Here is a 20581-nt window from a genome sequence, read left to right as displayed (position 1 = left end):
CCACCGGAGCCACTCCAGGTAGTCGAGGCAGTCCGCATCGGTGCGAAACCAGGACTGGAACTCGCCCGCAGTCCGCGGATAATCAACGCCAGCATGAGGGTAAGTCACCCTTGGAGTTTACTCCGGTTAAGTGGAGACCCCAGTGGTGACTTTATTGCATCCGCGACATAGGGCTCAGGAACGCGACACGGAAGTGATTGAGTATGTTCGCTCTGTTTTACAAGAGAACGGTCTGAGCGAATCTGCGCTAAGCTAAGATCTTGCCTTGAGACGGCCCTTTTCATGGCGGTATACAAGTAATGCTAGCAGCATTCCATTCCACACATGTTCATAAGTGATGAGCTTTCCTGGTGTATTTGACTTCATAACGTATCATTTTTTCGAACGACGACAATGGTGCATCCAGGGTAATGAATTGCTAGGACGAATTAATCGTTTAGTGCTTCCCGATCAGTCTCTCAGAACGGCGGTTCGAGAAGTGGTGGGTGGTAATGTATTTGACCCCGGCCGCGAAGTCGATGATGCGCTGCAGGCCGAGCCAGATGGTCTTCAAGCCCGGCTCGCCTCCACGTCTTGCGCCCGAGGAATCCACCTTGGCGAGCTATCAGGCGCAGCAACTCGTTGAGTCGAGGAGGCTTCTTGGGCGCCGGCTTTTCGGCCAGGATGTAGGCCATTTGCCATTCCTCGGTCCTCAGCATCACGCTAGCGTCGATATCGGGGACGGTGCGCCCCAGAGGCATGAGTCGGGCGATACGCCAACTGACCAACAGGAGCAGGGCAAAGGCCCGCTCCAAGCGCTCCATGGTTCTAAACCCCGACCAGAGCGGGATGCGCAATTTTAGGCGGCACCGGTCTCGAAAAAACTACGTTTCTCGGTCTGGACGCGGTTTAAGTTGCAGGGCCTCGGTGCGGTAACCTTTCTGGAGTGCCAGGAACAGCATCTCGATTTGCCCGCGCGCCCGGTATCAATCAACCAGGTCGACGAAGGCCACGAGCGTCTCGACTGGGCGGTTGCTGAGCAGATGCCATTCGATAGCCTTGATGCCGGGTGGAGCGTCCACCTCGCGGGCGATGACGCAGGTGACCTCCAAGGTGGCGTCACGACGGCTCGAAAGACTAACGTGTTGGGCATAGAGTTCCTGTCGGATCTCACGCGCACGGCGTCCAGGTCCCGCCGGCAAGCTGAACCGCACCTCGCGCGGCGTCCTCTCCAAAAGCGTGACTCACAGCTTCTTGATCTCGGGCAGGGCCCGGTTGCGCTCGGCGCGCACCATCCAGTCGGCTGGTGTGCCCAGACTTCGCAAACGCGCCGCCGTCCACTCGAGGATGTCGGCCTTGCAAGCAGCGAAGTAGGCCAGGCGGGTGTTGGGCAACTCGGCGGCCAGTTCCGCGACCCGTTCATGGCTTTCTTTCTAGCTCAGTCTCTCCGGAACGACGGGACGGTTGCCATCGGCATACTTGAATTCTCGCACCCACATCCAGGTATCCAAGATGCCCAGCGACTCACGCTCGGGCCGCACCTCATGAGTCGGATGCAGGTACATCCCGCGTTGGGCCTCGTAGCTCAAGGGGTCCAAGCATTCGATCGCCCGGCCGTTGAAGTCCAACTCCGTGGTGTCCTGCAGGCACAGCACCATCGGATGGGTGGCCATGCGAGCCTGAGTGCACTGACGATCCAACTCCAGGATGTCTTGCCGGTCGTGGGCGTCGTTGCCAAGGAAGGGACAGGAGACCTGCGTTTCCGCCCAGTCACTGCAGACCCCGCGAATGCTGGCACTTGGATGTGCGGCCAGGCGCTCGATCACCTGGATCGCCAGTCGCTCGCGGCGCATATCGATCGATGCGCATTCGTTCGCCGCCCTGCCTATCTTCAGTTCCAAAATGTCTCAGAAAACCAGACTCTAAACCGTGCGCCCAGAGTTTTGTGTAATGGAGTGGGGTAAGCCACACGCGGTATGAATGAGCAAACGTTATCTGTGCTTTCCTTACACTGCACTTGGTCATTAATGCCATGCTTGTTAGCCATAGAAATGCGTTCATTTTCACGAAGACGGTGAAAACTGCTGGGACCAGCGTAGAATGTTTTTTTGAACCGTTTTGCGTTCCAGAAGGTGCCTACAAGTTTTTAGAAAGTAGGGGCGAATCGTGCGCTGACGCGGGAATTGTCGGTTATCGAGGGGCGATTCGCGATGGAAAGACGTTTTTTAACCACATGAGCGCAGGTGCGATTAAGAACGCGATAGGGTCTCGCTTATGGTCCAGTTATTTTAAGTTCACTGTGGTTAGAAATCCGTTTGATAAGATGTTGTCTGCTTATTTTTGGTTCAATCGTAATAAGATGCCGAGTGAGATGCGAGAGGATGACAGGATCACTGATTTTCGTGATTGGCTGGAGGAAAAGACCTTTGCTGAAGATATAGATGCAAGAATGGTTTTTGATCGTGATAAGTATCTTATAGATGGTGAGATTGCTCTCGATTACTTTATTCGTTACGAGAGTCTTTGCGATGGTATGCAATTTGTCTGTGAAAGGGTTGGTGTCCCGTGGAGAGCGGAGCGGCTGATGTATCTTAAAGCGGGGTCGCGTCCATGTAAGATAGACAGACATTTGTACTATGATTCCGTAGCAACTCAGAAGGTTATTCAATGGTTCGACTTTGAGTTTGAATATTTTTGTTATCCGCGCGAGCCATAATCTTTACTTGCACTGTGGCAGCTGATAGCGAGTACGGCTATTTGATATGCCCGTCTCATACAAATTTTCGGCTCAGGTTCCCTCGTTAACTGCCTCGCTCTCATGGTAATCTCCACGGAATAAACGACTACCGACTGAGCGATGAAGAGCTGGCTGAGCTGCGTGCTGCTCACCGCAGGGTGCGCGAGATCACAGCGCCAAATCGCAATCGATGTATAGATATTCCATCGATCATGAGCATGCTTGAATTCACTTCAACTATTTTAGATTTAAAAATCATAAATCTATAAATATTGAAGTCCGCCGGATTCCTCTTGATAGATGAAAAGACGATATTCATCCAGAATCATTGCTTTTCTTCGTGTCCCTTGCGCATTTCCAGTTCCAATTATCGGACTTGGGTTCAGGGCTCACGGGGCAGACCGCAAGGTGCGGCGAGTGCGCGCAGCCCTCCCGGCGGGCGCCGGGAGGGTCAGGGGGCGGGTGCCTAGGCGATGATGAGGAAATCCGCGCCGAGGGTGGTGGGATGGGTGGTGTCGCCGATGATGGCGACGGTCGTGGCGCCGCCGCCGCCGGCGCCATCTTCATCGTAGTAGAGCACGCCGTTGGCGCTGTTGTAGATGAGGATATCGCTCAGCCCGAGCTGCTGGCCGACCTGCTCGGCGAAGGCGGTGAACACCGCCGCTGAGAGCGCGATGACGTCCTCGCCGCTGGTGAAGTCGCGCAGGGTGTCGACATTGCCGCCGCCGAGGGCATCATCGAAGACGAAGCGGTCGGCTCCGGCGCCACCGGTGAGCACATTGGCCACGGCGCTGCCGTTGAGGGTATCGGCGTGGGCGCTGCCGATGAGGTTCTCGATATCGGAGAGGGTGTCGGTGCCGCTGTAGGCGCTGACGAGCTGGGCGGTGGTCAGCTTGAGGTCGATGGTGATGCCGTCGGTGGAGGCGCTGTAGTCGGCGGTGTCATTGCCGTTGCCGCCGATGAGGGTGTCGTTGCCCGCGGGGTTGGCCGCGAAGAGGTCATCGCCCTCGCCACCGTCGAGGACGTCATCGTCGAAGCCGCCGCCGAGGCGGTCGTTGCCGAGGCCCCCGAGCAGGGTGTCATTGCCGGGCCCGCCGGCGAGGTTGTCGTCGCCGGCGCCGCCGTCGATGACATCATCACCGCCGTAGCCGTTGATGAAGTCATCGCCGTTACCGCCGCTGAGGCGATTGGCATTGTCATCGCCGAGCAGGGTATCGGCGTAGGCGGTGGCGATGAGGTTCTCGATACCGGAGAGGGTGTCGGTGCCGCTGTAGGCGCTGACGCGCTGGGCGGTGGTCAGCTTGAGGTCGATGGTGATGCCGTCGGTGGAGGCGCTGTAGTCGGCGGTGTCATTGCCGTTGCCGCCGATGAGGGTGTCGTTGCCCGCGGGGTTGGCCGCGAAGAGGTCATCGCCCTCGCCACCGTCGAGGACGTCATCGTCGAAGCCGCCGCCGAGGCGGTCGTTGCCGAGGCCCCCGAGCAGGGTGTCATTGCCGGGCCCGCCGGCGAGGTTGTCGTCGCCGGCGCCGCCGTCGATGACATCATCACCGCCGTAGCCGTTTATGAAGTCATCGCCGTTACCGCCGCTGAGGCGATTGGCATTGTCATCGCCGAGCAGGGTATCGGCGTAGGCGGTGGCGATGAGGTTCTCGATACCGGAGAGGATATCGGTGCCGCTGTAGGTGCTGACGCGCTGGGCGGTGGTCAGCTTGAGGTCGATGGTGATGCCATCGGTGGAGGCGCTGTAGTCGGCGGTGTCATTGCCGTTGCCGCCGATGAGGGTGTCGTTGCCCGCGGGGTTGGCCGCGAAGAGGTCATCGCCCTCGCCACCGTCGAGGATGTCATCGTCGAAGCCGCCGCCGAGGCGGTCGTTGCCGAGGCCCCCGAGCAGGGTGTCATTGCCGGGCCCGCCGGCGAGGTTGTCGTTGCCTTCGGCCCCGTCGATGAGATCATCACCGCCATAGCCGTTGATCACATCGTCGCCGGCCAGGGCATAGAGGCGCTCGCCGATGTCCGTGCCGTTGTAGGTGTCGGCATTCGGGGTAAAGGTGATGGTATCGCGCACATTGGTGATCGCCACCCCGGTGCTGGGCAGGCTGTTGGCAAAGCCGGCGTCGTCGGTGTAGCTGACCACCACGCGCACCTGCTGTCCGCCGATGGTGTCATCGGGGGTATAGGTCGCGGCGGTCGCGCCGCTGACGTCCGACCAGTTGCTCCCGCCGTCGTTGCTGACTTGCCACTGGTAGGCGTAGGCCGCGCCGGTGAGGCCATCGGCGTCGCTGAGGGTGGTGATGTTGGCGCTGAGTTCCTGCAGCTCGGCGGGCGTGCCGGCGATGGTGACGGCCCCGCCCGGGGCGTCGTTGACCGCGACCAGGCTGATGGTGGTGGTGGCGCCTAAGCCTAGATGGCCATCGGCGTCGTGGCTCTCGACCTGCACCAGACGGGTGCTCGCGCTGCTCGGGGCGTCGGAGGTGTTGCGGTACTGCACCCCGCGCAGGGCGAGCTGGAAGAAGGTGGCATCCAGGCCGGCCGGCGGGGTGGCCGTGAAGGTCACGCCCCAGCCGTCCGGGCTGACGCTGGTGGTGATGCCTAATCCGGTGAGCGCATTGATGAGAGACTGATCGACGAACAACGCCTCGGCCGTCCCATCGACCGGTGCACCGCCATCGCCGTTGGTCAGCGTCAGGGTGAGCGTGCTCAGGTTGCCGTCCTGGTCGGTGATGGTGCTGTCGGCGGTGGCCAGCGCCACGCCGCTCCGCCCCTCGGTGTAGGTCACGCTGTGATCGCGCCCGTCGACGGCTGGACCATTGAGGTCGATGACCGGGGTCCAGGGCACCTGGATGGTGGTGACGGCGATGGCGCTGAGCGGCTCGCCCGGCTCGGTGACGGCGCTGTCGGTGACGGTCACGGTGACCTCGCGGTCGCCGGAGTAGGCCGAGGGGTTGATGTTGTTGTAGACGATGGTTTGGAGCACGGCCTCATAGTCGGCCTGAGTGCCTGTGCCGCTGATCGTGATCAGGGTCGAGCCGTTGCCGCTGACGCTCAAGCTTACCCCGGACGGGGCGTTGAAGCTGGTGATGGGGCTGCCGCCGAGCTGGGCCGTAAGGGTCTCCTGGAGGGTGAAGTCGTTGTCGAGGTCACCGTCGGTGATCGCCACGGTGGCACCGCTGAGGGTGTCGCCGAAGTCGACGTCATCGATATCGATATCGCTATCGACGACCGCCACCGCCTCGCCGCGCGGACGGAACAGGGTGATGAAGTCCGGATCACCAGCGCCGCTGGAATCATCGTCGTCGAGGTCGAGGGTGGGGGCGTCGTTGACATCGCTGACCGTGAGGCTGGCGGCATCGCCAGTGAGCGAGAAGGCGCTCGCATCCCCGCGCGTGGTGACGTCGGCCGTCGTCCCGGCCGCGCCGCTGGTTTGATCCCAGGCGTAGTAGTCGAAGCTGGCGCTGGTGCCGTTCTCGCCGTCGGGGACGAAGCGAACCAGGTCGCTCGCCTTGAGCAGCAGTGCTGCGGTCTGGGCCAGGCTCGGGAAGTTGGTCCAAGCACCGCCATCGACGCTGTACTGCCAGGTGCCGTCGCCGGGGCCAGCGTTGTTGGCGGCATAGATGGCCACGCCCTGCTGGGCGCCGGCGTCGGGGTCGCTCACCGTGGCGATCCACTCAGAGACCGCTTGGCCGGCGTTGCTGAGCTCATCTTCCGTGATGGGGGTGAGGTCACTGCCGCTGCCGCTGAGCACCGGGGCATCGTTGGCGGCGGTGACGTTGAGGGTGAAGGTGTTGGCGCTGGGATCGAGGTCGACGCCGCCGTTGGCGGTGCCGCCATCATCCTGCACCTGGAAGGTGAAGCTGGCGTAGGGTGCGCCGCTGGCATCGGCCGCGGGGGCGAAGACGAGCTTGCCGGCGGCGATATCGAGGGCACTGACGCTTTGCCCGGTGCTCACCGCCACGCCCTCGAGGGTCAGCGTGCCGGCCGCGGGCAGGGTGGTGAAGGTCACCGCCAGCAGGGCGTTGGCCGGGGTGTCGTTGGGGTCGCTGAAGCCGAAGTCGCCGACGCCGAAGGTGTAGCTGGCGTCCTCGGCGATGGTGGCGTTGGCGTCGCTGCCCTCGGGGGCGTCGTTGACCGGCTGCATCTGAATGGTGGTGACGGCGTCGACGCTGGTGTTGCCGTCGGCGTCGACGGCGCTGACGGTGACGCTGCGGTCGGCGCTGGTATCGGCGTCGGTGGCGGTGTTGAGGTATTTCACACCGCGCAGGAAGTACTGGAAGGTGGTGGCGTCGCGATCGCCCGTGAGGGTGAGGCTGTGGGTCTCATTGCCGCTCAGGGTAATGCCGTTGGCGACCAACTGAGCGATCTGTGCGGGATCCAGGTAGAGGTACTCGGCGCCATCGTTGAGCGGATCGTCGAGGGTGAGCGTGACGCTGGCGAGGTTGCCGTCCTGGTCGGTGATGGTGGCCGTGGGGGTGGCGATGGCGACACCCGGGGCATCCTCGGCATAGGTGGTAGTGTAGTCGCGGTTGGTGGAGGTGTCGCTCGCACCATTGAGGTCGATGACCGGCACCCAGGGGACCTGCACGGTGGTGAGGGCGCTGGTGCTCTGCCCGCCGCTGTCGGTGACGCTGACGGTGATCTCCCGGTCGCCGGTCACGGGGCTGACGTTGGCGTTGTTATAGAAGAGGGTCTGCAGCACGGCCTCGTAGTCCGCCCAGGTGCCGGCGCCGCTGATGGTGACGGAGGTGCTGCCATTGCCGCTGATGCTCAGGGTCGCGCTGGAGGGGGCGGTGAAGCTGGTGATGGCGCTGCTGCCCGCGCCGGCGGCACGCGCGCTTAGGGTCTCGTAGGTGGTGCCGAAGAGGTTGTCGAAGGCGCCTTCGGTGATGGTGACGGTGGCGCTGCTGATGCCTTGAGGCTGGCCGCCGTCGAGGTCGACGTCGCTGATGCTCACATCGTTGTCGACCACGGCGACTTCGCTGCCGCGCGGCTTGAAGGTGGTGAGGTAGGCGTCGCCGCTGGCGGTGGAGTTATTGGCGTCGAGGTCGAGGCTGAGCGGATCGGCGACGTCGCTGACCAGGATGCTGGCGGTATCGCCGTCCTCGGAGAAGGCGGTGGTGGTGCCGCGGGTGGTGACGTCGACGCTGTCGCCGGCGCTGCCGCTGCCGACGCTCTGATCCCAGGCGTAGTAGTCGAAGCTGGCGCTGGTGCCGTTGGCGCCGTCTGGGACGAAGCGCACCAGGTCGGCCTGGTCCAGCAGCAGGGCGCTGGCGTTCGACACACCGGGGAAGTTGACCCAGCTTCCGGTTCCATCGAGCTGGTACTGCCAGGTGCCGCCGCCATCGATGGTGGCGCCATGGATGGCGATGCCGGCGCCGGGACCATCAGGATCGCTGAGGGTGGCAATCAGCGCGGAGACGGCTTGACCGGCATTGGCGGTGTCGTCTTCGGTGATGGTGTTGAGGTCGTTGCCGGTGCCGCTGAGGGTCGGGGCGTCGTTGACCGATGTCACGTTGAAGGTGATGGTGTTGGGGCTCTGGTCCAGATCGACACCGCCATTGGCAGTGCCGCCGTTGTCTTGCACCTGGAAGGTGAAGTCGGCATAGCCGCTGGGATTGCTCTCCTCCGCACCTGGGGTGAAGACCAAGAGACCGTTGCTGATGTCGTCGACCGCGATACTCTGATTGGCGCTGACTGCGTTGCCATCGAGCGTCAGGGCGCCGTTGGCTGGGAGCGAGGTAATCGTCACGGCCAGCAGAGCGTCGCCGTCCTGGTCGTCGGTGAAGCCGAAGTCCGCCACCATGAAGCTGTAGGCGGCGTCCTCGGCGATGGTCAGGGTCTTGTCAGCGCCCGCGGGGGCGTCGTTGACCGCAGTGATATCGACAGTGAGGCTGCCGCCGCCGAGCGGGATATCGGTTCCACCGCCGGAGCCGGTATGGCTGTTGTCATTGACCGCCAGGCTCAGGCTCACCGGGCCACTGGCGTCGGCCACACCCAGGTAGCTGACGGCGCTGGCGTTGCCGAGATAGGCGTTGATCTCGGCGACGGTTCCGGTGAGCGTCAGGTTGCCGGTGCCGCTGCCGCCGACCACCACGCCGTCGGCGTCGCTCGCCGAGAGCGTCCCCGCAGGCGCGCCGATCTTGATCGTGATGTCGCTGCTGCCGGCGTCGACGTCGGCGAGCGTCATTGAGGAGAGATCCACGTTGACCGGCGTGTCTTCGAGCGCGTCGATCGCGGCGGTCGGCACGCCCGTGGCGGTGGGGTCGTCGTTGATGGCTGTGACGGAGGTCCCCAGGGTCACGGCCGCCGCGGACACCGACGAACTGCTGTCGTCGGTCGTGGTGTCGAAGGTGCTTCGAGAGGTGCCGTTGGTGTAAACGCCGGCATAGGAGCTGTCGACCGCATGGACCGACAAGTCGCCCGGCGTGCCGTCATAGTCCTGCGCCGGTACGAAGCGCAGCGATGCGGTGCTACTCAGCACGAGGGCGCTGGTGTTGGAGACCGCGCCGACCGCGTGCCAGGCTGAGCCGTCGGTGCTGTATTCCCAGGTGCCTTGGGCCGCGTTGCTGCCATCGGCGGCGATGGCGATGCCGCCCAGGGTGTCGGCTGGGTCATAGACCGTATCCGGGTCCGAATAGAGTCCGTTGAAGAGGTTGCCAACCGTGTTGCCCGCCGGACTTGTCACGTCCTCATTGACCGCAGTCAGCGTGGCGGGGCCGGTTAAGCTGGGTGCATTGTTGGCTTGGGTGATGTTGATCGTGCTGTTGGCCGAGCTGAGATTGCTCGATCCATCCGCCACCGAAACCGTCATGGTCCTGGAAAGCAGCGAATCCACTGCGGTATTTTGGTAAGTGACTTGGCGGGCAAGGGTATCCAGCACCGAATCGTTCACCGTATTGCCGAATACCTTGAAGTTGTCGATATACAGCGAACCGCCGACTGCCATCCCGCCGGTGTAATCGTAGGTGCCAGCGACGAATACGAAGTACCAATCGCCGCTCGTTGGCACGTTCACACTGGCGGTTGTCCAGTTGGTGAAACCCGAGTCGTTCGCGCCGGTGGCATCGAGCACCTTGACGTATTGCGAACCATCGGATTTCATCATGTAGCCATAGGCGTCGTAGGCATCGCCGCCGGCTAAGGCCCGCCAGTCGAAATAGAGCGTGTCTCCAGCGTTCGCGGCAAAGCTGTTGGAATAGGCATAAGGCCCATGTACAACGTCATAGCCAGATTGTGTTTGACCAGAGTTGTAAAGACGTAGTGAGGCGGCCCCGTCAGTATGCTCGCTCGTCGACCATTCGTAGTTGTAGTTCATCGAGCTGATGCCGCCGGCATCATTCCCTGAGTTGGGAGGATCCGTTGTATCATCGGGCGTTAGGTGGCCATTGATCACCGTTGTGCCCAGGATGACTCGCTGCGTACCGATGGTCCATCCCGTGACGCCGCCATCCTCGAACGACGGATTGGTGAAGTCCGACTCGAAGTTGATTTGAAGGTCTTGACCATTCTGACCATTGCGTGTGGCGTCGATGCTTCCGATGAAGGTACCGGAGGAATAGACGGCAGAGCCACTGATCGTGATGCCATTGCCCTGGGTCAGGGCGAATTGATCGCCGGCATTCGCACTGGCGACGCTGAAGCGGATATAGCCGCCACCGAAATCCGAGCCCCCGGAGAAGCTGATGTCGCTGTCGACGATGATGGGTGAATCACCCTCCGAGAAGGAAACCGTGCTCAGGCCGTTTATTGCGGGTGCAGCCAAGACGGCCTGATAGGCGGTTGGATCGAGCGCCAGACTCTCGATAGCCCCGGTCTGCACCTCCAGTTCCCAATCCCCGCCCAGGCTCGCCGCGCCAGTCGCATCATCAGAGGCGGCCACGTCCGCGCCGGTCAGCTCGGCCAGGCGCTCGATGAAGGTGGCCCCGGCGTCTCCCTCCGCCACATTGCAGCCGTAGAGCAGGATGTCGGCATCCTCGCCCAGGCTTTGGCCGAGCGTGGCCAGATCATCCGCGCGCGCCGACAGGGTTTCGGCGTCGAGGCTGTCGATGCCCAGATTCAGGTATCCGGAGCCACCGTGGCTGAAGACATGGATGGCGCCCACCCCCACTCTGCCCTCCAGCGCGGCCAGGATCTGCGCGAGACCGTCTTCGGCCGGGTCGACCCGATGGACTTCGGCGCCCTCCGGCAGCCCGAGCAACAGGGTGTCGAGATCGGCGAGATCGCTGGCGATGAAATAGATGCCGCTGGACGGATTGGTGGTGGAGGTGTTGGAAGACATGAGATTCCTCGCTGAAGGCTAGGGCTGTGAGTCAGCTGAGCTGAAGGCGCTGGCGGGACGCCTGAGAGCATCCCTCTTTCTAGGCTGGACCCAGCGCGACGATCGGACACCATTCGTGCTAATCGGATGCCGTGCGCGCCGCTCGCCGAAATCGGAATAAGCGTACTCGAGGACTGGCAAACCGTCGTGAGAGGTCGATCACAGTTTCCTTAGGACTGAAAAATCCAGGAAATCTCATCTCTCCGGAACGCAGGGCATTGAGGTCACACGAGCCACTCGAATCCGGCCGTACGGTGGCCGCGACTAGCGCTGAGCTGATGGCTCGATGGTCGTTGACACGCCAGGTCGCATTCGGCGCGGCCTTATCGGTCCCGCTTGCGAGACTGCCTCCCGCCCGGCCTCGGCTACGTGCTGAACCCGCCTTCCGTCGCTTTCGTACACAGATCCGTCCAGTCCTTTTCGCTGATGTCGAGGTCTTGCCAGGCCTCTTCGCGATAGGCGCGCATGTCCGGGAGCTCTTCGGTGCCTTGGGAGAGCGCGATGAGGTAGTGGGCGAACTTGGCCAGTGCGACGAGGTGGTTTACCCGCGTATCCTCGGCATTGAGGTGTCCGGGGGCGTGGTGGTGGCAGATGGCGAGCCCGATGTGGTTGGGCAGCTGCCAGTGGCTGGCGAGCAGGAATCCGAGGACGGTGTGCTCAACGCCCATGGTGTGCTTCTCATAGGCGAGCAGCTCGCGCGGGGTGCTGCTGTTTAGGCTCCACATCGAGCCGTAGTCCGTTGAGAGCGAGGCGAAGATGAGGGCGCCGGCATCGTGCATGATGCCGTACAGATAGGCTTCGTCGTCGCTGATGTCAGGAACGGCGTGCGAAATGGCGGCCATGAGGCGGGCCTCCTCCAGCATCGACTCCCAAATCACGCGAATCGAGCCCTGTTGTGGTCCGAGCAGCTGGTTGACGGCCTCGGCGCTCACCAGGTTGTTGAGCCGTTTCAATCCGATCAGGGACGCTGCCTGCTGTACGCTGGAGATTTTGGTCGCGAGGCTGAAGGCGGGTGAGTTGATGGTCTTGAGGAGCAGTCCGGTCATCGCGAGGTCTTGCGCGATGAGTTCGGCGGCGACCGCGAGGTCCGGCTCGGGTCGGTTGACCTCTTTGCGCAGTGCAAGCACGACGTCAGGCATCTGGGGGATCTTGGCCTTGCGCGCGATGGCGAAAGCGGATTCGAGCGCGGCTTTCGAGGGGTAAAGACTGGCGCTCGATGAGCGCGAGGAAGGTTTGGTGTGAGTCGTCATTGCTGCTCTTCGGGAGGCTACTGCTCTTCGGGAGGCTACTGGAAGCATTTCACTCCTTACTTATAAACCCACTGGGACTCAGACCCAAGCTTGGCTGTTCGATCTTGTGGAGCCGTTCTCAGGATGGTTTTCTGGGCGGCCATCCAGGCCGGCTGATGTGCGGTTTGGGTTGCGCGGGCGCTGTTGGCTGTTGGCTGGTGGCGCGGGTCCGTTCGCCGGCTGGGGTGGCGGACACGCTAGATTGGCTTTCCTCTAAGCTGTGACGAGAGACCCAAAAGGATCCCGCTCCGCAGCGGTCATAGGGATTATGATAGACGGTATGGTGGACACCGACTTGAGCACCCAAGCGCGAGCTCGAATCGCCGCAATCGACAGCCATCTTGCGCGCAGAGCGCGCTGCCCATCACCCGGTCGACTCGCGCGGTCTTTGACGTCCTTAACGGGTCTTTGCGGTCCCTCGACCGCTTGCAGCAGATGAGCACAAGAGAGAAAGGCTCGGATCGTCCAGAACTCGTCGCGAAATCCGCCTATGCGGATTGGTGCGACGCCTCCGCGGAGGAGATCAAGGCGCGCGCTCTCGATGCGTTGCAGCGCGGGCGCTTCGATATCGCCGACGAGGTGCTTCAGGAGGCGGACGTCGGCGTGGCGGCCGTGGTGGAGAGTCTGCGGATCTACCAGGCCGAGCTGCAGATCCAGAACGAGGAGCTGCAGCGCACGCAGGAGGAAAACCAGCGCGCGCTCGAGCGCTTCACGGCCTTCTTCAACAGCCTTCCCGTCGCCGAACTGGTCGTCGATCACCGCGGTCTGGTGACCGAGGCGAACCTGGCCGCGCAGAGGCTCTTCAGTCTCAAGCATACGCACTTCCATCAGCACTACTTCACGCGGCTCATCGACGAGGCGGATCGCGACCGGGTCATGCGCGCCTGGAACGGCAACGCCGGTGCTCAGGGCGTCGAGTTGACGGGAATTCGTTTTCGCGGGGGCGCGCGCGGCCCCTTCATCGGCGATCTCCACATCGCCGCGCTGCTCACGTCAATGGACCAGGTCGAGCAGTATGTCTGCGCCGTCATCGATCGCACCGAATCCGTCGAGCAGCGCCGCTCTCTGGTGGAGACGAGCGAGCGGCTGCGTCTGCGCGAGGCGGATCTGCAGGCCCGCCTGTCGGATCTTGGGGCGCTCTATGCCGTGCTGGATGAGACCAGCCATGCCGACGCGCCCATGGCGCAGGTGCTGCAGCGCGTGGTCGAGCGACTGCCCGCCGCCTGCGCGTCGCCAGAGTTGGCGGAAGCCGCGATCTGCTTGCCCGATGCCACCTACGCGACGGCGCAATTCGGGTCGACGCCCTGGGTTCAGCGCGTGCCGCTGCATCTGGCCGAGGGACAGGCTGGTGAGTTGCTGGTCGTTTACCGCATGGCGCCCGCCCAGCATGCACACAGGCCCTTTCAGGCCATGGATCAGTCGCTGTTGGATGCCATTGCGGCGCACATCGCCGTCTATGTCGACAAGCAGCGCGACGAAGAGCGACTGCGCGATAGCCGCGAGCGCTACCGCGTGCTGGCGGAATACAGTCCTGACTGGGAGTACTGGCTGGGTGCGCACGGGCGCTATCAATACGTCTCACCCGCGTGCGCCGAGATCACGGGCTATCGCGCCGAAGACTTTATGGCCGACACGGATCTGCTGGAGCGTCTCATCCATCCCGCTGATCGCGACCTCTGGCATCACCATCGCGACGCCTCGCTGTCATCGGGTAACTCTGACGAGGAGCATCTGAGTTTTCGGCTCCTGACCCGCGAGGGCGAGGAGCGTTGGATCGAGCACGTCTGCAACCCGGTGGTTGGTCTTGACGGTGAGTTCCTCGGCCGCCGCGGCGTCTTCCGCGACATCACGGATCGCAAGCGGATGGAGGTGCAGCTGCGCAAGCTCTCGCTCGCCGTCGAGCAGAGTCCGGAGAGTATCGTCATCACCGATCTCGCGGGCCGGATCGAGTATGTCAACGACGCCTTCCAGGCCGTGAGCGGCTATTCGCGTGAGGAGGTGATTGGGCAAAACCCACGCCTACTCAAGTCTGGACTCACCCCACGCGCGACCTTCTCGGCGCTGTGGGAGGCGATCACTCAGGGCGCGGTCTGGCAGGGTGATCTGATCAACAAGCGCAAGAACGGAGAGATCTACCACGAGAGCTCGATCGTCTCCCCGATCCGCCAGGCGGACGGGCGCATTACCCATTTCGTCGCAGTCAAGGAAGACATCACCGAGAAGAAACGCCTGGCCGAAGAGCTCGAAGGTCACCGCAATCACCTCGAGGAACTGGTCGAGCTGCGTACCCTGGAGCTTCACCAAAAGACCCATGCACTGCAGGCATTGATCGACAATCTGCCGCACATGGCCTGGATGAAGGACCGGGAAGGCCGTTTTCTGGCGGTGAACCGGGTCTTTGCCGACGCCCATGGCGGTACCCCGGAGTCGATGCTCGGCCGGACCGACCTGGGCAGCTTGCCGCGTGACGCGGTGCGGGCCCACATGGCGGATGACCAGGAGGTGATCCGCACGCGGCATCAGAAGACGGTCGAGGAGCGTCTGCCACATCGCCCGGACGCCGTGTTCGAGACCTTCAAGGCGCCCATCCTCGACGCCGATCGCCGTGTGTTGGGCACCGTGGGCTTCTCGCGCGATATCACGCCGCAGCGCGAGATGGAGGCGGAACTGGCGCGCCGCGCCGAGCAGGCCGAGAGTGCGGCGCGCGCCAAGAGCGCCTTCCTGGCCAACATGAGTCATGAGATCCGCACGCCGATGAACGCCATCATCGGGCTCACCCACTTGGTGAGGCGCGATACGGTGAGTGCCCCGAACCTGGACCGGCTGAGCAAGATCGACGGCGCGGCGCGTCATCTGCTCACCGTCATCAACGATATTCTGGATCTGTCCAAGATCGAGGCCGGCAAGCTGCAGCTGGAGTGCGACGACTTCGCCCTGAATGGGCTGCTGGACCAGGTCCGTTCGCTGATTCAGGACGAGGCGCGACTCAAGCACCTGGAGATCAGTCTGGAGACTGAAAGCGACGCCCGTTGGCTGCGTGGCGACCTCACGCGGCTGCGTCAGGCCTTACTCAATTACGCCAGCAATGCGGTCAAGTTCACCGAGCAGGGCCGCATCATCCTGCGCGCGCGCGTCCTCAGCGAAGACGCGGACCCTTTCATGGTCCGGTTCGAGGTCGAGGATACCGGGATCGGCATTCCCGCCGAGCGGCTGTCAAGCCTCTTCAAGGCCTTCGAGCAGGCGGATAGCTCGACCACCCGCCGGTTCGGCGGCACCGGTCTGGGGTTGGCCATCACGCGCCAGCTGGCCCAGGTGATGGGCGGTTGTGCCGGCGTGGAGAGTCGGCCGGGGCAGGGCAGCACCTTCTGGTTCACGGCCCGGCTCGCGCCGGGTGAGCCCGGCGCGGCGGTCTCGCCCTTTCATCAGTCGGAGTCCGAGGCCCAGCTGCGTGCGCATTATGCGGGCACGCGCCTCCTGCTCGCGGAGGACAATGCCGTCAATCGGGAGGTGGCCACCCAACTCCTCGGGTCCATCGGGATCGAGGTCGAGGCGGCCGAGAATGGTCAGCAGGCGCTGGAGAAGGCCAGCTCCAACACCGAGTACGCCCTGATCTTGATGGACATGCAGATGCCGGTCATGGATGGACTGGTGGCGACGCGCCGTATCCGCCGTTTGCCGCGGTGGCGCGACAAACCCATTCTGGCGCTCACGGCCAACGCCTTTGCCGAGGATCGCCAGGCCTGCATCGACGCGGGAATGAACGATTTCGTCGCCAAGCCCGTCGATCCCAAGGATCTTTTCGATGCCTTGCTGCGCTGGCTGCCGCCACCGACCGGGGCAGCTGAGCCCCGGTCCGCGCCAGCCGCGCCAATGCCGGCGCCAACCTCTGCGAGTCAGGCGCCGGATCAGGAGGCTGAGGCTAGGATGGCTCGGATCGGGCGGCTCTCGGGTGTCGATGTGCCGCGCGGTTTGGCCATGCTCGGTGGGAATCGCGCCAAATATCTGTCGTTGCTCGGCCGTTTCCTCGTCTCGCATGAAGGCGATCCAGCCCGCATGTCCGAGGCGCTCGAGGTGCATGGCTTCGAGCAGATTCGCCAGCTCGCGCACGGTCTGAAGGGCGTGGCCGGTACCCTGGGGATCACGGAGGTCGCCCAAGGTGCCGCCGAGCTGGATGCGGCCATCCGTGCCAGCGATCAGCCGGACCTGGAGTCAGTCCGAGCGATGATCGCGGCCGTGGATGCCGGTTTCACGCCACTGCGAGAGGCCTTGCCGCCTCCCGTCGAGGCCGCATCCGTGCCCTCGGCCGATGTGCCTGACCGTACCGCGCTGCTCGACGTCTTGGATGGGCTCGTCAGGCTCTTGGAGCAGGACGATACCAAGTCGGTCAAGCTGCTGCAGGAGCACGCCGTCCTGCTGCGTGCCGGTCTGGGGTCCGATTACCCCGTGGTCGAGGCGCTGGTCACGGACTTCGACTTCGAACAGGCATTGCCCCGCGTGCAGGCGACTCGCGACCGAGTGGCCGGCCGCGCTACGGCGTCTGCCTGAAGACATCCACGCCGCTGCGCCGAGGCGTTTGCGCGCGTCTCCCGCTTGTTCGCGCGGCCGCGATTCACCTTCGTCCCGAAGCGCTTGCCTCCGCCAGGCAGGCGATCAGCGCCTCCGCCGCCTCTGTCGCACCCTCTTTCTCCGACAGGTGCCGCGCGAGGTCGGCGGCGGCTTGTGTGTGGCGCGGCTCATCGAGCAATCGCCGCAGCTCTTCGGCCAGTCGGGCGCCTGTGATCGCACGGAATGGCAGGCTGCGGCCCACACCCAGGGCAATCGCGCGGCGCGCGTTGTCGGGCTGATCGAAAGCGACGGGCACCAGCAGCTGCGGGCGGCCTGAGCGCATGGCGTGCGAGAGTGTGCCGATGCCGGCCTGATGCACGACGGCCGCGCTGCGGGGAAAGGCGCGCGAGTAGGGCAGGTAGGGGAAGGCGCGGATGCCATCGGGCAGGTTCTCGGGCGTGGCGGGTCCGGTGATGAGGAGGGCGCGCCGGTCCAGTTGGCGTGCCGCGCTGACGGCGTGCTCCCAGAAGTCTCCGGCGATCCAGACTGCCGAGGATCCCAGCGCGAAGACGATGGGAGGCTCTCCTTCGGCGAGAAAGGCGTCCAGCTCGGCACGCAGCGCCGCGTCTTCAGGCTGGCCGTCATAGATGGGACAGCCGCAGATGTGGGTCCGCGGCGGCCAGTCCCGCTGAGGCCGGGCCAGCGCGGCGTCGAAGAGCGCGAGATTCCGATGCGGTGAGAATTGTCCCTCGAAGAGCGCCAGCCGCCTCAGCGGGGAGACGCCAAGCTCCGCGCGGAGCGCGCGCAGGGGAGCCTCCCAGCCCCAGATGCTCCGTTTGAATAGCCAGAATGCCAGCTGGTGCGGCCAGGGACCGAATCCATGCAGCTTTTGCAGCCAGGGCTGGGTGGCGATCAGCGGGGGATCGAAGGCGGACATGAAGCTCATGGGTGCGAGCACGGTCGCGACCCAGGGCAGGCCGCGGCGCTCGGCGACGATGGGTAGGGTCATGGCGAGGGTGTGCGATACGAGCAGATCCGCATCGGCCGATGCCGCCATGAGCGATGCGTAAGCGGGGCGCAGGTAGGGCATGACGACCTGGCGGATCAGATGCTCGGGTCCACGCCGGATATCGAAGAGCGTCTCGACCAGCCGTGGATAGTCCCCGAGATCGGCGACATCGGGCCTGACCGGTGCGAACTCGATGCCCGCGCCTTCGACGGCGCCGCGATAGTGCTCCGCCGTTGCGATGACGGCGCTGTGGTTCTGCTCGATCAGGGCGCGCGCAATGGCGATGTAAGGATGCAGATCGCCGAGCGATCCCATGGTCGAGAAGAGAAAACGGCTCATGTGCGGTCCCGGTCGTGGTGGTGGATGTCGGTCGGGCGGGTCGCGACGCTTGGGCAAGGGTCTTCCTCGGCGGCTGCCTTGGCCTGTCTGAAGAGCCGCGCGACCCGGTGCGCCGGCTGGATCCGGCTACAATAGCGGCAACCGGCATCGGTAGCCCTTGCCCAGGAGTTGGATGTGCGGCGCGACGATCATCCCAGATTGAGCCAGAACAACTTCGACCTCATTCGGCTTCTGCTCGCCGCGACGGTGTGCCTGACCCATGCCTATCAGCTCTCCGGTTTCGAGTCGCTGAGCGGGGTAGCGCGGCTGCTCTCCTCGACGGTGGCGGTGAAGGGCTTCTTCGTCGTCAGCGGCTTTCTCATCTTCATGAGCTACGAGCGTTCATCGTCGCTGCGGGCCTATGCGGTGAAACGGATCCGACGCATCTATCCGGCCTATTTCACCGTGGTCATGCTCTGTGCCTTCGGATTGGCGGCCGTCAGTCGCCAGCGGCTCGGCGACTATTTTTCGAGCGACTGGGTTGCCTACGTGCTGGCGAACCTGAGCTTCTTGAATTTCCTGCATCAGACGTTGCCGGGCGTCTTTGAGTCCCATCCCTTGGCCGCGGTGAATGGCGCGCTCTGGACGCTCAAGATCGAGGTCTCCTTCTACCTGAGCGTCCCGCTCTTCGTCGCTGTGTTCAGGCGCTCGAACCGATTGCTGGTGCTGCTACTGGTCTATGGCGGCTCCGTCGCCTACGCGGAGCTGTTTGCGCTCGCCGCGGAGCGGACCGGCTCCGGACTCTATGCGGAGCTTGGCCGGCAGCTGCCGGGGCAACTGTGCTATTTCATGGCTGGCGCCTTTCTCTACTACTATCTGCCGCTGTTCGAGCGTCGCCTGGTGCCTTTCCTCGTGGTCGCGGTTGCGATCCTCCTGGCGACACGGCTGTGTCCGCTGCCCTTGCTGGAGCCCTTCGCCTTGGCGACGCTCGTCGTCTTCTTCGGGCTGTTTCTCTATGTCGGCAACCTCGGCAAGTACGGCGATTTCTCCTACGGGGTCTACATCCTGCATTTCCCCATCATCCAGTTGCTGCTGCTTGGAAGCTGGCCGCAGGCGCATCCCTGGGTCTACTTCGCGGTCGTGATCCTGCTGACGGGGCTCGGCGCCATGGCGCTGTGGCATCTGGTCGAGAAACGGTTTCTGCTGCGCGGCAGCCATTATGTCGCCGCCGTGCGCGCTGTCGCCGCGCCCGCGGCCTCTGCCGGCGTCGTTGGCGATTCGGCGCTCAGGCGGCAGGATGGGTCGCTGTGACCAAGCGGCGTCGGAGCCGGGGACTGGCTTCTGGGATCTGGGGTGGAGGTCGATCTGAACCGCCTGTGCGCGCTGTCGGTGCGCGAGGATGAGCCGCGATGGATGTGCGTCCGATGGCGCGGGAGGTTTCTGGGGCATGCGAAGCGATCCAGTTCACGTCTATTGGGCGCCAGCGTCCGTCGCGGTGCAGGACAGGTCGCGAATCGCGCGATCCGAAAATGCGATAGGCGCACCCTGGCCGCTGTCGCGCATGGCGATTAGACCGCCGGATTGCCCCTGCAAGGGGCTTCCTGTCTCCCGCGATCTTGGTGGCGGTGTATGAGCATCTTGGACTACCTGCAAAAGATGCGCGGCACGACGCGGGGCAGCCCTCCACGTGTGAGCGCGGCGGAGGTCATCTGGTCGTGGGTCGGTGCCATCATCGGCATGGGTGCCGTCGCCTGGTTGAATCACCGCTTCTTCTCCGCCGGTGACGCCACGCTCATGATGGGCTCGCTCGGGGCCTCGGCGGTGCTGCTCTACGGCGCCCCGCGCAGTCCCTTGGCCCAGCCCCGCAATCTGGTCGGCGGGCACCTGCTCTCCGCCCTGATCGGCGTGACTTGCTGGAAGCTGCTGCATCAAGACCCCTGGCTCGCGCAGGCGCTTGCGGTGGCCACCGCAATCGCCGTCATGCATCTGACCAAGACCCTCCACCCGCCAGGTGGCGCGACGGCGCTGATCGCGGTCATTGGCTCGGAGCAGGTCCATGCCCTGGGCTATCTCTTCGTGTTGATTCCGGCAACCCTATCGCCGCTCATCCTGCTCGTCGTTGCGCTCCTGGTGAACAACATCCCGCACACCCGGCGTTATCCCGAGTTTTGGCTTTGATTGGTCGATGGGCTTGGTGAGCGCTCTGGCAGCGGGCGGTTTCGAGTGCGAACTCTGGCTAGCAGACTCGGCTGTGGTCGTATACCTCCATGGCTGTGAAGGTCACGATTCGTGGCAAATCATCGGACGCCGTTCCCCCCGCTTCAGGGAGGGCGTCTTGGGCTGTTGACGCTGTGCGAGCAAGCGCGCGACGGACAGATGCGGCTTTTTCGGAT

Annotated in this window: 10 protein-coding genes and 1 pseudogene; 4 read left to right on the top strand and 7 right to left on the bottom strand. The window is 63.7% G+C overall.

Going from position 1 to position 20581, the window contains the following annotated elements; genetic code table 11:
- Positions 1–626 precede the first annotated feature (626 nt).
- The 4 genes and pseudogenes from CKO23_RS26955 to CKO23_RS26940 form a co-directional block, all read right to left on the bottom strand.
- Positions 627–740, bottom strand: a pseudogene (locus CKO23_RS26955) (IS4 family transposase); the annotation flags it as partial.
- 225 nt (positions 741–965) lie between these two features.
- On the bottom strand, positions 966–1193 hold the full coding sequence (locus CKO23_RS26950; RefSeq protein WP_440870589.1) for a hypothetical protein: 228 nt from the start codon (positions 1191–1193) through the stop codon (positions 966–968).
- 30 nt (positions 1194–1223) lie between these two features.
- Positions 1224–1373: a hypothetical protein gene (locus CKO23_RS26945; RefSeq protein ID WP_440870588.1), complete on the bottom strand. Its 150-nt coding sequence runs from the start codon at positions 1371–1373 to the stop codon at positions 1224–1226.
- Positions 1374–1412: 39 nt separating this feature from the next.
- Positions 1413–1880 carry a transposase DNA-binding-containing protein gene (locus CKO23_RS26940; RefSeq protein ID WP_440870587.1) on the bottom strand — a complete coding sequence of 156 codons (468 nt, stop codon included), beginning with the start codon at positions 1878–1880 and terminating at the stop codon, positions 1413–1415.
- A gap of 131 nt (positions 1881–2011) precedes the next feature.
- On the opposite strand from CKO23_RS26940, the gene CKO23_RS20135 reads away from it, so the two are divergent.
- Complete coding sequence (locus CKO23_RS20135; protein WP_200334091.1) at positions 2012–2695, top strand: sulfotransferase family 2 domain-containing protein; 684 nt, start codon at positions 2012–2014, stop codon at positions 2693–2695.
- Positions 2696–3182: 487 nt separating this feature from the next.
- Here CKO23_RS20135 and CKO23_RS20130 read toward each other — a convergent pair whose 3' ends face one another.
- Both CKO23_RS20130 and CKO23_RS20125 read right to left on the bottom strand, forming a co-directional pair.
- Positions 3183–10988, bottom strand: coding sequence for a DUF4347 domain-containing protein (locus CKO23_RS20130; RefSeq protein WP_200334089.1), 7806 nt, complete (start codon positions 10986–10988; stop codon positions 3183–3185).
- Positions 10989–11392: 404 nt separating this feature from the next.
- Complete coding sequence (locus CKO23_RS20125) at positions 11393–12277, bottom strand: HDOD domain-containing protein (RefSeq protein ID WP_200334087.1); 885 nt, start codon at positions 12275–12277, stop codon at positions 11393–11395.
- A 474-nt stretch (positions 12278–12751) separates the two neighbouring features.
- On the opposite strand from CKO23_RS20125, the gene CKO23_RS20120 reads away from it, so the two are divergent.
- Positions 12752–16861: a PAS domain S-box protein gene (locus CKO23_RS20120; RefSeq protein WP_200334085.1), complete on the top strand. Its 4110-nt coding sequence runs from the start codon at positions 12752–12754 to the stop codon at positions 16859–16861.
- A 64-nt stretch (positions 16862–16925) separates the two neighbouring features.
- Here CKO23_RS20120 and CKO23_RS20115 read toward each other — a convergent pair whose 3' ends face one another.
- Complete coding sequence (locus CKO23_RS20115) at positions 16926–18209, bottom strand: glycosyltransferase (protein WP_200334083.1); 1284 nt, start codon at positions 18207–18209, stop codon at positions 16926–16928.
- A 198-nt stretch (positions 18210–18407) separates the two neighbouring features.
- Here CKO23_RS20115 and CKO23_RS20110 point away from each other — a divergent pair, with 198 nt between their 5' ends.
- On the top strand, positions 18408–19499 hold the full coding sequence (locus tag CKO23_RS20110; RefSeq protein WP_200334081.1) for an acyltransferase family protein: 1092 nt from the start codon (positions 18408–18410) through the stop codon (positions 19497–19499).
- Between the two features lie 318 nt (positions 19500–19817).
- Positions 19818–20366: an HPP family protein gene (locus tag CKO23_RS20105; protein WP_200334079.1), complete on the top strand. Its 549-nt coding sequence runs from the start codon at positions 19818–19820 to the stop codon at positions 20364–20366.
- Positions 20367–20581 lie beyond the last annotated feature (215 nt).

This window comes from Thiocystis violacea, from assembly GCF_016583565.1.
Lineage (GTDB): Bacteria > Pseudomonadota > Gammaproteobacteria > Chromatiales > Chromatiaceae > Thiorhodococcus > Thiorhodococcus violaceus_A.
The sequence above is the reverse complement of the archived record's forward strand: the minus strand, read 5'-3'. Positions and strand labels throughout refer to the sequence as shown.